Origin of the sequence: Enterobacter sp. AC1 (genome assembly GCF_050434705.1) — a bacterium.
GTDB lineage: Bacteria > Pseudomonadota > Gammaproteobacteria > Enterobacterales > Enterobacteriaceae > Enterobacter > Enterobacter cloacae_L.
This window is the reverse complement of record NZ_JBNDIZ010000005.1, coordinates 326,093-340,778: the sequence shown is the minus strand read 5'-3', so window position 1 is coordinate 340,778 and position 14,686 is coordinate 326,093. Positions and strand designations below refer to the sequence as shown.

Annotated in this window: 13 protein-coding genes; all 13 read left to right on the top strand. The window is 54.4% G+C overall.

The window, feature by feature from the left end; genetic code table 11:
* Nucleotides 1-7 precede the first annotated feature (7 nt).
* The 13 genes from atpH to M2433_RS16520 all read left to right on the top strand — a co-directional run bounded on the left by atpH (nt 8) and on the right by M2433_RS16520 (nt 14,659).
* The gene (gene atpH / locus M2433_RS16580; protein WP_047347410.1) at nt 8-541 is read left to right on the top strand and encodes a F0F1 ATP synthase subunit delta; all 534 of its coding nucleotides are present in this window, start codon (nt 8-10) and stop codon (nt 539-541) included.
* 12 nt (nt 542-553) lie between these two features.
* Nucleotides 554-2,095 (top strand): F0F1 ATP synthase subunit alpha, encoded by a 1,542-nt coding sequence (gene atpA / locus M2433_RS16575; RefSeq protein ID WP_003862367.1) that lies wholly within the window; start codon nt 554-556, stop codon nt 2,093-2,095.
* Nucleotides 2,096-2,146: 51 nt separating this feature from the next.
* Nucleotides 2,147-3,010 carry a F0F1 ATP synthase subunit gamma gene (gene atpG, locus M2433_RS16570; protein WP_008500191.1) on the top strand — a complete coding sequence of 288 codons (864 nt, stop codon included), beginning with the start codon at nt 2,147-2,149 and terminating at the stop codon, nt 3,008-3,010.
* 31 nt (nt 3,011-3,041) lie between these two features.
* Nucleotides 3,042-4,424 carry a F0F1 ATP synthase subunit beta gene (atpD, locus tag M2433_RS16565; RefSeq protein WP_006177559.1) on the top strand — a complete coding sequence of 461 codons (1,383 nt, stop codon included), beginning with the start codon at nt 3,042-3,044 and terminating at the stop codon, nt 4,422-4,424.
* Between the two features lie 20 nt (nt 4,425-4,444).
* Complete coding sequence (locus M2433_RS16560; RefSeq protein ID WP_006177560.1) at nt 4,445-4,864, top strand: F0F1 ATP synthase subunit epsilon; 420 nt, start codon at nt 4,445-4,447, stop codon at nt 4,862-4,864.
* 138 nt (nt 4,865-5,002) lie between these two features.
* Complete coding sequence (gene glmU, locus M2433_RS16555; protein ID WP_429055112.1) at nt 5,003-6,373, top strand: bifunctional UDP-N-acetylglucosamine diphosphorylase/glucosamine-1-phosphate N-acetyltransferase GlmU; 1,371 nt, start codon at nt 5,003-5,005, stop codon at nt 6,371-6,373.
* A 237-nt stretch (nt 6,374-6,610) separates the two neighbouring features.
* Complete coding sequence (gene glmS, locus M2433_RS16550; protein WP_023309792.1) at nt 6,611-8,440, top strand: glutamine--fructose-6-phosphate transaminase (isomerizing); 1,830 nt, start codon at nt 6,611-6,613, stop codon at nt 8,438-8,440.
* A 320-nt stretch (nt 8,441-8,760) separates the two neighbouring features.
* The gene (pstS, locus tag M2433_RS16545) at nt 8,761-9,801 is read left to right on the top strand and encodes a phosphate ABC transporter substrate-binding protein PstS (RefSeq protein WP_429055113.1); all 1,041 of its coding nucleotides are present in this window, start codon (nt 8,761-8,763) and stop codon (nt 9,799-9,801) included.
* Between the two features lie 128 nt (nt 9,802-9,929).
* Entirely contained in the window at nt 9,930-10,889 is a 960-nt protein-coding gene (gene pstC / locus M2433_RS16540; protein WP_023309793.1) for a phosphate ABC transporter permease PstC, read from the top strand.
* Nucleotides 10,889-11,779 carry a phosphate ABC transporter permease PstA gene (pstA, locus tag M2433_RS16535; RefSeq protein WP_429055115.1) on the top strand — a complete coding sequence of 297 codons (891 nt, stop codon included), beginning with the start codon at nt 10,889-10,891 and terminating at the stop codon, nt 11,777-11,779. The genes pstC and pstA overlap by 1 nt, the downstream gene beginning before the upstream one ends.
* A 47-nt stretch (nt 11,780-11,826) precedes the next feature.
* Nucleotides 11,827-12,600 (top strand): phosphate ABC transporter ATP-binding protein PstB, encoded by a 774-nt coding sequence (pstB, locus tag M2433_RS16530; RefSeq protein ID WP_008500183.1) that lies wholly within the window; start codon nt 11,827-11,829, stop codon nt 12,598-12,600.
* 26 nt (nt 12,601-12,626) lie between these two features.
* The gene (gene phoU, locus M2433_RS16525; protein WP_008500182.1) at nt 12,627-13,352 is read left to right on the top strand and encodes a phosphate signaling complex protein PhoU; all 726 of its coding nucleotides are present in this window, start codon (nt 12,627-12,629) and stop codon (nt 13,350-13,352) included.
* A gap of 131 nt (nt 13,353-13,483) precedes the next feature.
* A complete protein-coding gene (locus M2433_RS16520) occupies nt 13,484-14,659 on the top strand; it encodes an esterase (protein WP_429055116.1) in 1,176 nt (391 codons plus the stop codon).
* Nucleotides 14,660-14,686 lie beyond the last annotated feature (27 nt).

Here is a 14,686-nt window from a genome sequence, read left to right as displayed (position 1 = left end):
GGGGCTGATGTCTGAATTTGTTACGGTAGCTCGCCCCTACGCCAAAGCAGCTTTTGACTTTGCTGTCGAACACCAAAATGTCGATCGCTGGCAGGATATGCTGGCGTTTGCCGCTGAGGTGACGAAAAACGAACAAATGGCCGAGTTGCTGTCTGGTGCTTTAGCGCCTGATACCCTCGCCGCGTCGTTTATCGCCGTGTGCGGAGAGCAACTGGATGCCAATGGCCAGAACCTGATTAAGGTGATGGCAGAAAATGGTCGTCTCCGTGTGCTCCCGGATGTTCTCGAGCAGTTTGAGCACTTACGTGCGCTGAGTGAAGCTACTGCCGAAGTCGAAGTGACTTCTGCGACTGAACTGAGTAATGAACAGCTTGCGAAAATCACCGCCGCGATGGAAAAACGTCTGTCACGCAAAGTTAAGCTGAATTGCAAAATCGATAAGTCTGTAATGGCAGGCGTAATCATCCGTTCGGGTGATATGGTCATTGATGGTAGCGTACGCGGCCGTCTTGAACGCCTTGCAGACGTCTTGCAGTCTTAAGGGGACTGGAGCATGCAACTGAATTCCACCGAAATCAGCGAACTGATCAAGCAGCGCATTGCTCAGTTCAATGTTGTGAGTGAAGCTCACAATGAAGGTACTATTGTTTCTGTAAGTGACGGTGTTATCCGCATCCACGGCCTGGCCGATTGTATGCAGGGTGAGATGATTTCCCTGCCGGGTAACCGTTACGCTATCGCACTGAACCTGGAGCGCGACTCCGTAGGTGCAGTTGTGATGGGTCCATACGCTGACCTCGCCGAAGGCATGAAGGTTAAGTGTACTGGCCGTATTCTGGAAGTGCCGGTTGGCCGTGGCCTGCTGGGTCGCGTTGTTAACACCCTGGGTGCGCCAATCGACGGCAAAGGTCCGGTTGAGCACGATGGCTTCTCCCCAATCGAAGTTATCGCACCAGGCGTTATCGACCGTCAGTCCGTAGATCAGCCTGTTCAGACAGGTTATAAGTCCGTTGATGCCATGATCCCAATCGGTCGTGGTCAGCGTGAACTGATCATCGGTGACCGTCAGACCGGTAAAACCGCAATGGCTATCGACGCCATCATCAACCAGCGTGACTCCGGTATTAAATGCGTGTACGTGGCCATCGGCCAGAAAGCGTCCACCATTTCTAACGTGGTTCGTAAACTGGAAGAGCACGGTGCACTGTCTAACACCATCGTTGTGGTAGCTACTGCTTCTGAATCTGCTGCACTGCAATACCTGGCGCCATACGCGGGTTGCGCAATGGGCGAATACTTCCGTGACCGCGGTGAAGATGCGCTGATCGTATACGATGACCTGTCTAAACAGGCTGTTGCTTATCGTCAGGTTTCCCTGCTGCTCCGTCGTCCACCTGGACGTGAAGCGTTCCCTGGCGACGTATTCTACCTCCACTCTCGTCTGCTGGAGCGTGCTTCCCGCGTTAACGCGGAATACGTCGAGAACTTCACCAAAGGTGAAGTGAAGGGTAAAACGGGCTCTCTGACCGCTCTGCCGATCATTGAAACCCAGGCGGGTGACGTTTCTGCGTTCGTTCCGACCAACGTAATCTCCATTACCGATGGTCAGATCTTCCTGGAAACCAACCTGTTTAACTCCGGTATTCGTCCGGCAGTTAACCCGGGTATCTCCGTATCCCGTGTTGGTGGTGCTGCTCAGACCAAGATCATCAAGAAACTGTCCGGTGGTATCCGTACCGCGCTGGCACAGTATCGTGAACTGGCTGCGTTCTCTCAGTTCGCATCCGATCTGGATGAAGCAACCCGTAAACAGCTGAGCCACGGTCAGAAAGTGACCGAGCTGCTGAAGCAGAAACAGTACGCTCCAATGTCTGTTGCTCAGCAGGGCCTGGTACTGTTCGCGGCTGAACGCGGTTACCTCGAAGATGTGGAACTGGCGAAAATCGGTAGCTTCGAAGCCGCTCTGCTGGCTTACGTCGACCGTGATCACGCTCCGCTGATGCAAGAGATCAACCAGACCGGTGGCTATAACGACGAAATCGAAGGCAAGCTGAAAGCTATCCTCGATTCCTTCAAAGCAACCCAATCCTGGTAATCGTCCGGCGGCTTGTCTCAGGACAAGCCGCCTGGCATTGAGGAGAAGCTCATGGCCGGCGCAAAAGAGATACGTAGTAAGATCGCAAGCGTCCAGAACACGCAAAAGATCACTAAAGCGATGGAGATGGTCGCCGCTTCCAAAATGCGTAAATCGCAGGATCGCATGGCGGCCAGCCGTCCTTATGCAGAAACCATGCGCAAAGTGATTGGTCACCTTGCAAACGGTAATCTGGAATATAAGCACCCTTACCTGGAAGAACGCGACGTTAAGCGCGTGGGCTACCTGGTGGTGTCGACTGACCGTGGTCTGTGTGGCGGCTTGAACATTAACCTGTTCAAAAAACTGCTGGCGGATATGAAAGCATGGTCCGAGAAAGGCGTTCAGTGCGATATCGCAATGATCGGCTCTAAGGGCGTGTCTTTCTTTAACTCCGTGGGTGGCAATATTGTCGCTCAGGTGACCGGTATGGGTGATAACCCGTCCCTGTCCGAACTGATCGGCCCGGTTAAAGTGATGTTGCAGGCCTATGATGAAGGCCGTCTGGACAGACTGTACGTTGTCAGCAACAAATTCATTAACACCATGTCTCAGGTTCCTACGCTCACTCAGATGCTGCCGTTACCGGCATCAGAAGATGACGAGCTGAAACAAAAAGCCTGGGATTACCTGTATGAACCCGATCCGAAACCGCTGCTGGATACCCTGCTGCGTCGTTACGTTGAATCTCAGGTTTATCAGGGCGTTGTAGAAAACCTGGCCAGCGAGCAGGCCGCACGAATGGTGGCGATGAAAGCCGCGACCGATAATGGCGGCAGCCTGATTAAAGAGCTGCAGTTGGTTTACAACAAAGCTCGTCAGGCCAGCATTACTCAGGAACTCACCGAGATCGTCTCGGGGGCCGCCGCGGTTTAACCAGGTTTACGAATTACGTAGAGGATTCAAGATGGCTACTGGAAAGATTGTCCAGGTAATCGGCGCCGTGGTGGACGTCGAGTTCCCTCAGGACGCCGTACCACGCGTGTACGACGCGCTTGAGGTACAGAATGGTAACGAGAGCCTGGTGCTGGAAGTTCAGCAGCAGCTCGGCGGCGGTATCGTGCGTACCATCGCGATGGGTTCTTCCGACGGTCTGCGTCGTGGTCTGGAAGTAAAAGACCTTGAGCACCCGATCGAAGTCCCGGTAGGTAAAGCAACACTGGGTCGTATCATGAACGTATTGGGTCAACCAATCGACATGAAAGGCGACATTGGTGAAGAAGAGCGTTGGGCTATCCACCGCGCAGCACCTTCCTACGAAGAGCTGTCCAGCTCTCAGGAACTGCTGGAAACCGGTATCAAAGTTATCGACCTGATGTGTCCGTTTGCGAAGGGCGGTAAAGTTGGTCTGTTCGGTGGTGCGGGTGTAGGTAAAACCGTAAACATGATGGAGCTGATCCGTAACATCGCGATCGAGCACTCCGGTTACTCCGTGTTTGCGGGCGTAGGTGAACGTACTCGTGAGGGTAACGACTTCTACCACGAAATGACTGACTCCAACGTTCTGGACAAAGTATCCCTGGTTTACGGTCAGATGAACGAGCCACCAGGAAACCGTCTGCGCGTTGCGCTGACCGGCCTGACTATGGCTGAGAAGTTCCGTGATGAAGGCCGTGACGTTCTGCTGTTCGTCGATAACATCTATCGTTACACCCTGGCCGGTACGGAAGTATCAGCACTGCTGGGTCGTATGCCTTCAGCGGTAGGTTATCAGCCTACGCTGGCGGAAGAGATGGGTGTTCTTCAGGAACGTATCACCTCTACCAAAACCGGTTCTATCACCTCCGTTCAGGCGGTATACGTACCTGCGGATGACTTGACTGACCCATCACCAGCCACCACCTTTGCGCACTTAGATGCGACCGTGGTACTGAGCCGTCAGATCGCGTCTCTGGGTATCTACCCGGCCGTTGACCCGCTGGACTCCACCAGCCGTCAGCTGGATCCACTGGTTGTTGGTCAGGAACACTACGACACCGCGCGTGGCGTACAGTCCCTGCTGCAGCGTTACCAGGAACTGAAAGACATCATCGCCATCCTGGGTATGGATGAACTGTCTGAAGAAGATAAACTGGTGGTAGCACGTGCGCGTAAGATCCAGCGCTTCCTGTCCCAGCCGTTCTTCGTTGCGGAAGTATTCACCGGTTCTCCGGGTAAATACGTTTCCCTGAAAGACACCATCCGTGGCTTTAAAGGCATCATGGAAGGCGAATACGATCACCTGCCAGAGCAGGCGTTCTACATGGTTGGTTCCATCGACGAAGCCGTGGAAAAAGCCAAAAAACTTTAACGCCTTAATCGGAGGGTGATATGGCAATGACTTACCACCTGGACGTCGTCAGCGCAGAGCAACAAATGTTCTCTGGTCTGGTCGAGAAAATCCAGGTAACGGGTAGTGAAGGTGAACTGGGTATTTTCCCGGGTCACGCACCGCTGCTCACCGCCATTAAGCCTGGTATGATCCGCATCGTTAAACAGTTCGGTCACGAAGAGTTTATCTATCTGTCCGGCGGCATTCTTGAAGTGCAGCCTGGCAGTGTGACCGTTCTGGCCGATACCGCTATTCGTGGCCAGGATCTCGACGAAGCGCGAGCCCTGGAATCGAAGCGTAAGGCTGAAGAGCACATTAGCAGCTCTCATGGTGACGTGGATTACGCTCAGGCGTCTGCGGAGCTGGCCAAAGCGATCGCGAAACTGCGCGTTATCGAGTTGACCAAAAAAGCGATGTAACACCGGCTTGAAAAGCACAAAAGCCAGTCTGGATCCCAGGCTGGCTTTTTTTTTGGCGCTTAATTCATGATGAAAAAGATGTAGAATTTTAGGCATCAAACGTTTTTACTTCTCACTCAAATTACAGTCAGGACGCGTATGTTGAACAATACGATGAGCGTGGTCATCCTTGCCGCTGGTAAAGGCACCCGCATGTATTCCGATCTTCCTAAGGTGCTGCACACCCTGGCAGGAAAGCCGATGGTGCAGCATGTCATTGATGCCGCTAATGAGCTGGGCGCCCGTCAGGTACATTTGGTTTACGGCCACGGCGGCGATCTGCTTAAAAAGACGCTGAGTGATGACAACCTCAACTGGGTGCTTCAGGCTGAACAGCTGGGCACCGGGCATGCGATGCAGCAGGCTGCCCCGTTCTTTGCCGATGACGAAGATATCCTGATGCTCTACGGCGACGTCCCGCTGATTTCCGTGGAAACGCTGACCCGCCTGCGTGAAGCCAAACCGCAGGGCGGCATCGGTTTGTTAACCGTCGTGCTGGACGATCCCAGTGGGTATGGCCGCATTACGCGTGAAAACGGCAAGGTAACCGGGATTGTTGAGCATAAAGATGCCAGCGATGAACAGCGTCAGATTCCGGAGATCAACACCGGTATCCTGATTGCTAACGGCGCAGACATGAAGCGCTGGCTGTCGAAGCTCAACAACAACAACGCGCAGGGTGAATACTACATCACCGATATCATTGCGATGGCGCATCACGAAGGTCGTGAAATTGTCGCCGTTCATCCGGCACGCATCAGCGAAACGGATGGCGTCAATAACCGTCTGCAGCTCTCCCGTCTCGAGCGCATTTACCAGTCCGAGCAGGCAGAAAAACTGCTGCTGGCGGGCGTGATGCTGCGCGATCCGGCGCGATTCGACCTGCGTGGCTCGTTATCTCACGGGCGTGACGTTGAAATTGATACTAACGTTATCGTTGAAGGGAACGTGACGTTAGGGAACCGCGTCAAAATTGGTACCGGCTGCGTGATTAAAAACAGCATCATCGGTGACGATTGCGAAATCAGCCCGTACAGCGTGGTCGAAGATGCCCGCCTGGACGCGGCTTGTACCATCGGCCCGTTTGCGCGTCTGCGTCCTGGCGCTGAGCTGCTGGAAGGCGCTCACGTGGGCAACTTCGTTGAGATGAAAAAAGCGCGTCTGGGTAAAGGTTCCAAAGCGGGCCATTTAACCTATCTGGGCGATGCGGAAATTGGCGACAACGTGAACATTGGTGCAGGAACCATCACCTGTAACTATGACGGCGCAAATAAGTTTAAAACCATCATCGGTGATGATGTGTTCGTCGGTTCCGACACTCAGCTGGTGGCGCCTGTTACCGTGGGTAACGGCGTTACGATTGCTGCCGGGACGACGGTGACGCGTGACGTAGCGGATAACGAGCTGGTGTTAAGCCGCGTGCCGCAGGTGCACAAACAGGGCTGGAAACGCCCGGTGAAGAAAAAGTAACGGATTTACCCCTCACCCTAACCCTCTCCCCAAAGGGAGAGGGGATCGTTCGGTGCGGTGTTTTTCTCCCTCGCCCCTTTGGGGAGAGGGCCGGGGTGAGGGGATAATATAATCCTCCCCCCAAAAGCAGTACCCATAACAATAACCCCACTCTCTACAAGGCTCGGGGTGCCCGGAAAGGGCAAATACAGGTCAGCGACAACGCAGGCATCATGCCTAAATTCGGAATCTAAAACTATGTGTGGAATTGTTGGCGCAGTTGCGCAGCGTGATATTGCTGAAATCCTTCTCGAAGGTTTACGTCGTCTGGAATACCGTGGTTACGACTCTGCCGGTCTGGCCGTCGTCGATGCAGAAGGTCATATGACCCGCCTGCGCCGTCTCGGTAAAGTGCAGATGCTGGCCCAGGCCGCGGAAGAACATCCGCTGCATGGTGGTACCGGTATTGCGCACACCCGCTGGGCGACGCACGGCGAACCGTCTGAAGGCAACGCGCACCCGCATGTGTCTGAACACATCGTGGTGGTGCATAACGGCATTATCGAAAACCACGAACCGCTGCGCGAAGAACTGAAAGCGCGCGGCTACACCTTCGTCTCTGAAACTGACACCGAAGTGATTGCTCACTTGGTGCACTGGGAGCTGGAGCAGGGCGGCACGCTGCGTGACGCCGTGCTGCGCGCTATCCCTCAGCTGCGCGGTGCGTACGGTACGGTGATCATGGACTCACGCGATCCGTCCACGCTGCTGGCCGCGCGTTCCGGTAGCCCAATGGTTATCGGTCTGGGCATGGGTGAAAACTTTATCGCTTCTGACCAGCTGGCGCTCCTGCCGGTGACCCGTCGCTTTATCTTCCTGGAAGAGGGAGATATCGCGGAAGTGACTCGCCGCAGCGTGACCGTATTCGATACCAAAGGCGAGCAGGTGAAGCGCCAGGAGATCGAATCTAACCTGCAGTACGACGCGGGCGACAAAGGCGCTTACCGTCACTACATGCAGAAAGAGATTTACGAGCAGCCAAACGCCATCAAAAACACCCTTACCGGGCGCATTAGCCACGGTGAAGTGGATCTGAGTGAGCTGGGCGCAAACGCCAACGAACTGCTCGGCAAGGTTGAGCATATTCAGATCGTGGCCTGCGGCACCTCCTACAACTCCGGTATGGTCTCTCGCTACTGGTTTGAATCCCTGGCGGGCGTGCCGTGCGACGTTGAAATCGCGTCTGAATTCCGCTATCGCAAATCCGCGGTACGTCGTAACAGCCTGATGATCACCCTTTCCCAGTCTGGTGAAACGGCGGATACCCTGGCCGCGCTGCGCCTCTCAAAAGAGCTGGGTTACCTGGGCTCTCTGGCCATCTGTAACGTCCCGGGCTCCTCGCTGGTGCGTGAATCCGATCTGGCGCTGATGACCAAAGCGGGTACCGAAATCGGCGTGGCCTCCACGAAAGCCTTTACCACTCAGCTGACCGTTCTGCTGATGCTGGTGGCGAAACTGGCGCGTCTGAAAGGTGAAGACGCCTCTGTTGAGCATGACATCGTTCATGGTCTGCAGGCGCTGCCGAGCCGTATTGAGCAGATGCTGTCTCAGGACAAACGCATTGAAGCGCTGGCGGAAGATTTCTCCGACAAGCATCACGCCCTGTTCCTGGGTCGTGGCGATCAGTATCCAATTGCGCTGGAAGGCGCGCTGAAGCTGAAAGAGATCTCCTACATTCACGCAGAAGCCTACGCGGCAGGTGAGCTGAAGCACGGCCCGCTGGCGCTGATCGATGCAGATATGCCGGTCATCGTTGTGGCTCCTAACAACGAACTGCTGGAAAAACTGAAATCTAACATCGAAGAAGTGCGCGCCCGCGGCGGTGTCCTGTATGTCTTCGCCGATAAAGATGCCGGTTTTGTCAGCAACGACAACATGCACATCATCGAGATGCCGCATGTGGAAGAGGTGATTGCGCCAATCTTCTACACCGTTCCGCTGCAGCTGCTGGCCTATCACGTGGCGCTGATTAAAGGCACCGACGTTGACCAGCCGCGTAACCTGGCGAAGTCTGTCACCGTAGAATAATCCCTTCAGGCTCCACCTTCGGGTGGAGCTTTTTTACCCCGCCCGGTTTGTTTTTAATCAATCCCTTCACGTTTTTATTGATGACAATTTGTCATCTTCAGCTATTTTTTCAGTGTCACATAAAGAAAATATTTCTGAAAACGCCCTGTCATAAAACTGGCTAACTCGATGAAAATTAAACATTGTTTTGCGAGTTTTTAAGTTAAATTTCAGTTGTCATAAAACTGTCATAATTCGTACATTTATCTGTCACCTGTTTGTCCTATTTTGCTCATCGTAGCCACTAAACAACGATTTACGAAAATCTTGCAGGAGACATTATGAAAGTTATGCGTACCACTGTCGCAACTGTTGTCGCCGCGACCTTATCTCTGAGCGCGTTCTCTGTTTTTGCAGAAGCAAGCCTGACTGGCGCTGGTGCAACCTTCCCTGCGCCGGTGTATGCCAAATGGGCGGATACCTACCAGAAAGAAACCGGCAACAAGGTTAACTATCAGGGTATCGGCTCCTCCGGTGGCGTTAAACAAATTACCGCGAACACGGTTGATTTCGGCGCGTCAGATGCCCCTCTGTCTGATGAAAAACTGAATCAGGAAGGCCTGTTCCAGTTCCCGACCGTGATCGGCGGCGTTGTGCTGGCCGTTAACATCCCTGGCCTGAAGTCAGGTGAGCTGGTGCTGGACGGCAAAACGCTGGGCGACATCTACCTGGGTAAAATCAAAAAATGGGATGACGAAGCGATCGCTAAACTCAACCCAGGCCTGAAGCTGCCTTCTCAGAACATCGCTGTGGTTCGCCGCGCGGATGGTTCCGGTACCTCTTTCGTGTTCACCAGCTACCTGGCGAAAGTGAACGAAGAGTGGAAATCTAAAGTGGGTTCCGGCTCTACCGTTAACTGGCCAACCGGTCTGGGCGGTAAAGGTAACGACGGTATCGCTGCGTTCGTACAGCGTCTGCCGGGCTCAATTGGCTACGTAGAGTATGCGTACGCTAAGCAGAACAACCTGTCCTACACCAAACTGGTTTCTGCCGATGGCAAACCGGTTAGCCCGACCGAAGAGAACTTTGCTAACGCCGCGAAAGGCGCTGACTGGAGCAAATCCTTCGCGCAGGACCTGACTAACCAGAAGGGCGAAGGTGCATGGCCAATCACCTCTACCACCTTCATCCTGGTTCACAAAGAGCAGAAAAAACCTGAGCAGGGCGCTGAAGTGCTGAAGTTCTTCGACTGGGCGTATAAAAACGGCGGCAAACAGGCTAACGCCCTGGATTACGCCACCCTGCCGGACAACGTGGTTGAGCAGATTCGTGCTGCATGGAAAACCAACGTGAAAGACAGCAGCGGTAAAGCGCTGTACTAACAGGATATTTTTGACGAAGATGGCGGGTGGCGCTGATGCTTACCCGCCCTACGGTTCATCCTGTAGGCCCGGTAAGCGCCAGCGCCACCGGGCATATTCGTAAGACGTCTCATAAAGAAGAGTAATTTATGGCTGCAACCAAGCCTGCATTTAACCCTCCGGGTAAAAAAGGTGACATGATTTTCAGCGCGCTGGTAAAACTGGCTGCGCTGATTGTGCTATTGCTGCTGGGCGGCATTATCGTGTCTCTGATTTTCTCCTCCTGGCCGAGCATTCAGAAATTCGGTTTCTCTTTCCTGTGGACCAAAGAGTGGGATGCGCCGAACGATATCTACGGTGCGCTGGTGCCGATTTACGGCACGCTGGTGACCTCGTTTATCGCCCTGCTGATTGCGGTTCCGGTAAGCTTTGGTATTGCCCTGTTCCTGACGGAGCTGGCGCCGGGCTGGCTTCGTCGTCCGCTGGGGATCGCCATCGAACTGCTGGCGGCCATTCCGAGTATCGTATACGGCATGTGGGGCCTGTTTATCTTTGCACCGCTGTTCGCAACGTACTTCCAGGAGCCGGTGGGTAATGTCCTCTCCGCCATTCCGTTTGTGGGGGCCCTGTTTTCTGGCCCGGCGTTCGGTATCGGTATTCTGGCGGCTGGTGTGATCCTCGCCATCATGATTATTCCGTACATTGCGGCGGTCATGCGCGATGTCTTCGAACAGACCCCGGTGATGATGAAAGAGTCAGCCTACGGCATCGGCTGCACCACCTGGGAAGTTATCTGGCGCATTGTCCTTCCGTTCACCAAAAATGGGGTGATCGGAGGCGTGATGCTGGGATTAGGCCGTGCGCTGGGTGAAACCATGGCGGTGACCTTTATTATCGGCAACACCTATCAGCTCGACAGCGCATCGCTCTACATGCCGGGTAACAGTATTACCTCTGCGCTGGCGAATGAATTTGCGGAAGCAGAATCGGGCCTGCACGTCGCGGCACTGATGGAGCTGGGACTGATTCTGTTCGTTATCACCTTCATCGTTCTGGCGATCTCCAAGCTAATGATTATGCGCCTTGCTAAAAATGAGGGGGCACGCTAATGGCAACTCTCGAAATGCAAGCTACCGCTGAGCTGGCGGAATCCCGCCGCAAAATGCAGGCCAGACGCCGCATGAAAAACCGCATTGCGCTGACGCTCTCAATGGCGACGATGGCGTTCGGTCTGTTCTGGCTGGTCTGGATCCTGTTCTCAACCGTCGTGCGCGGGATTGACGGGATGTCGCTGGCGCTCTTCACCGAAATGACGCCGCCGCCGAACACGGCGGGTGGTGGCCTGGCGAATGCCCTGGCGGGCAGCGGGTTGCTGATCCTGTGGGCGACGGTCTTCGGTACGCCGCTGGGCATCATGGCGGGTATCTACCTGGCGGAATACGGTCGTAAATCCTGGCTGGCGGAAGTTATACGTTTCATCAACGACATTCTGCTCTCGGCCCCGTCTATCGTGGTGGGTCTGTTTGTTTACACCGTGGTGGTGGCGCAAATGGAACACTTCTCCGGCTGGGCGGGTGTGATTGCACTTGCGCTGCTGCAGGTGCCGATTGTTATTCGTACCACCGAGAACATGCTGAAACTGGTGCCGGACAGCCTGCGTGAAGCGGCTTACGCGCTGGGTACGCCGAAGTGGAAGATGATCTCTGCGATTACGCTCAAAGCGTCCATCTCCGGGATCATGACCGGTATCCTGCTGGCGGTTGCCCGTATCGCAGGTGAAACGGCGCCGCTGCTGTTTACGTCCCTCTCCAACCAGTTCTGGAGCACGGACATGATGCAGCCGATCGCTAACCTGCCGGTGACGATCTTTAAGTTTGCGATGAGCCCCTTCGCGGAATGGCAGCAGCTGGCCTGGGCCGGGGTGCTGATCATTACCCTTTGCGTACTGTTGCTGAACATTCTGGCGCGCGTCATTTTCGCGAAGAAGAAACACGGTTAATTTTTTACGGCGCGGCAGCTCGCGGCGCCGAATGAGGAAATGAGTCAATGAGTATGGTTGATACTGCCCCGGGTAAGATTCAGGTTCGTGATTTGAACTTCTACTACGGCAAATTCCATGCCCTGAAGAACATCAACCTGGATATCGCTAAGAACCAGGTCACGGCATTTATCGGTCCGTCCGGCTGTGGTAAATCCACGCTGCTGCGTACCTTTAACAAAATGTATTCGCTCTATCCGGAGCAGCGTGCTGAAGGTGAAATCATCCTGGACGGCGAAAATATTCTGACCCAGGCTCAGGATATCGCCCTGCTGCGCGCCAAAGTGGGGATGGTGTTCCAGAAACCGACGCCGTTCCCGATGTCCATTTATGACAACATTGCGTTTGGCGTGCGCCTGTTTGAAAAGCTCTCCCGTGCCGATATGGACGAGCGCGTGCAGTGGGCTTTGACCAAGGCCGCATTATGGAACGAAACCAAAGATAAGTTACACCAGAGCGGTTACTCTCTCTCCGGTGGTCAGCAGCAGCGTCTGTGCATTGCGCGCGGTATCGCCATTCGCCCGGAAGTGTTGCTGCTGGATGAGCCGTGTTCAGCGCTGGACCCGATTTCAACCGGTCGTATTGAAGAACTGATCACCGAGCTGAAGCAGGATTACACCGTCGTTATCGTGACCCATAACATGCAGCAGGCTGCGCGTTGTTCCGATCACACGGCGTTTATGTACCTGGGTGAATTGATTGAGTTCAGCAACACGGACGATCTGTTCACTAAGCCCGCGAAGAAACAAACCGAAGATTATATTACTGGCCGCTACGGTTGATTTGCCTTAGTGCATGTGGAGAAACCATGGACAACCTCAATCTTAATAAACACATTTCCGGCCAGTTCAACGCAGAGCTGGAAAGCATTCGCACCCAGGTGATGACCATGGGCGGCATGGTCGAGCAGCAGCTTTCTGATGCGATTACGGCAATGCACAACCAGGACAGCGAGCTGGCGAAGCGCGTCATTGAAGGCGACAAAAACGTCAACATGATGGAAGTGGCTATTGACGAAGCCTGCGTGCGCATTATCGCGAAACGTCAGCCGACGGCGAGCGACCTGCGTCTGGTGATGGCAATCATCAAAACCATCGCCGAGCTGGAACGTATTGGTGACGTTGCGGATAAAATCTGCCGCACCGCGCTGGAGAAGTTTTCTCAGCAGCACCAGCCGCTGCTGGTGAGCCTCGAGTCGTTGGGCCGTCACACCGTGCAGATGCTGCACGACGTGCTGGATGCCTTTGCGCGTATGGATCTTGACGAAGCGGTGCGTATCTACCGTGAAGACAAGAAGGTCGACCAGGAGTATGAAGGCATCGTGCGCCAGCTGATGACCTACATGATGGAAGATTCACGTACGATCCCAAGCGTGCTGACGGCCCTGTTCTGCGCGCGCTCTATCGAGCGTATCGGTGACCGCTGCCAGAACATTTGCGAATACATTTTCTACTTCGTGAAAGGTCAGGACTTCCGTCACGTGGGCGGCGACGAGCTGGACAAGCTGCTGGCGGGTAAAGATCCGAAAGAGTAATCCTGTCATCTGATAATAATGCCGGTACTCACCGGCGTTATTATTTCTATCGAAATCACACTCTTCTCCTCCATCCGTTGCCTGACGTCCGAAACGCGCTAACGTGAGACGAAAACAGCAAAGGATGGTATATGAAAAAATCATTAGCGTGCCTGGCAGTGGCCATCAGCATTGGGATCGCAACTGGGGCAAACGTTATTGCCGCACCGTTGCCGGTGACACCTGACTCGACTATTCCGGTCAGCCACTATGTGACAGAGGTCAATGCGGATAAAAGCATTACTTTTCGCCTGTTTGCATCCGGCGCAAAGCGGGTTTCCGTGGTGACGGGTTCGATGCCCGAAAGCCAGATTTCCCATGATATGACGAAAGATAACCACGGCGTCTGGTCATGGAAAAGCGAGCCGATGGCCCCGAATCTCTACGAATATTATTACGACATTGATGGTTTTCGCTCGGTCAACACGGGCAGCCGCTATCAAAAACCTCAGCGACAGGTGAACACCAGCCTGATTCTGGTCCCCGGCAGTATTCTTGACGATCGTCCGGTACCGCACGGCGATCTGACGACGTTGACCTGGCACTCGCCATCGCTTAATTCAGAGCGCCGCGTCTATGTCTGGTCACCTCCAGGCTATAACGGCACGGGAGAACCCTTACCGGTGCTCTACTTCTACCATGGTTTTGGTGATACCGGACTCTCGGCAATCGACCAGGGCCGTCTGCCGCAAATTATGGATAACCTGATGGCTGAGGGAAAAATCAAACCGATGCTGGTGGTCGTACCCGACACGGAGACGGAGAGCGCTGAGGCCATTCCAGAGAGCTTCCCGCCCGCAGAACGACGGAAATCCTTCTATCCACTCAATGCGAAAGCCGCAGACCGTGAGCTGACGAGCGAAATTATTCCGCTGGTGGATACGCGCTTCAACGTGCGTAAAGATGCTGACGGTAGGGCGCTGGCGGGATTGTCACAGGGCGGCTATCAGGCGCTGGTGTCCGGTATGAACCATCCGGAAAGCTTCGGCTGGCTGGGAACGTTCAGCGGCGTCACCACGACAACCGTGCCTGACGCTGGCGTGGCTGCACGATTCACGCAGCCGGAGACGATTAACCGCCAGCTGCATAACTTTACCGTTGTCGTGGGAGAGCGAGATTCGGTGACCGGCAAAGATATCGCCGGCCTGAAGGCGGAGCTGGAAAAACAGGGCATCAAATTTGACTATAAAATGTACCCTGGCCTGAATCACGAAATGGACGTCTGGCGTCCGGCCTATGCTGAGTTTGTGCAAAAACTTTTCAGGTAAGCTTTCACCCTCCCCGCCCGGGGAGGG

Bases quoted from the DNA above. Each gene is read 5' to 3' on its own strand.
- M2433_RS16520 (WP_429055116.1), top strand. From the start codon at position 13,484: ATGAAAAAATCATTAGCGTGCCTGGCAGTGGCCATCAGCATTGGGATC.
- glmU (WP_429055112.1), top strand. From the start codon at position 5,003: ATGTTGAACAATACGATGAGCGTGGTCATCCTTGCCGCTGGTAAAGGC.
- M2433_RS16560 (WP_006177560.1), top strand. From the start codon at position 4,445: ATGGCAATGACTTACCACCTGGACGTCGTCAGCGCAGAGCAACAAATG.
- glmS (WP_023309792.1), top strand. From the start codon at position 6,611: ATGTGTGGAATTGTTGGCGCAGTTGCGCAGCGTGATATTGCTGAAATC.
- phoU (WP_008500182.1), top strand. From the start codon at position 12,627: ATGGACAACCTCAATCTTAATAAACACATTTCCGGCCAGTTCAACGCA.
- atpA (WP_003862367.1), top strand. From the start codon at position 554: ATGCAACTGAATTCCACCGAAATCAGCGAACTGATCAAGCAGCGCATT.
- pstA (WP_429055115.1), top strand. From the start codon at position 10,889: ATGGCAACTCTCGAAATGCAAGCTACCGCTGAGCTGGCGGAATCCCGC.
- atpH (WP_047347410.1), top strand. From the start codon at position 8: ATGTCTGAATTTGTTACGGTAGCTCGCCCCTACGCCAAAGCAGCTTTT.
- atpG (WP_008500191.1), top strand. From the start codon at position 2,147: ATGGCCGGCGCAAAAGAGATACGTAGTAAGATCGCAAGCGTCCAGAAC.
- pstS (WP_429055113.1), top strand. From the start codon at position 8,761: ATGAAAGTTATGCGTACCACTGTCGCAACTGTTGTCGCCGCGACCTTA.
- pstB (WP_008500183.1), top strand. From the start codon at position 11,827: ATGAGTATGGTTGATACTGCCCCGGGTAAGATTCAGGTTCGTGATTTG.
- pstC (WP_023309793.1), top strand. From the start codon at position 9,930: ATGGCTGCAACCAAGCCTGCATTTAACCCTCCGGGTAAAAAAGGTGAC.
- atpD (WP_006177559.1), top strand. From the start codon at position 3,042: ATGGCTACTGGAAAGATTGTCCAGGTAATCGGCGCCGTGGTGGACGTC.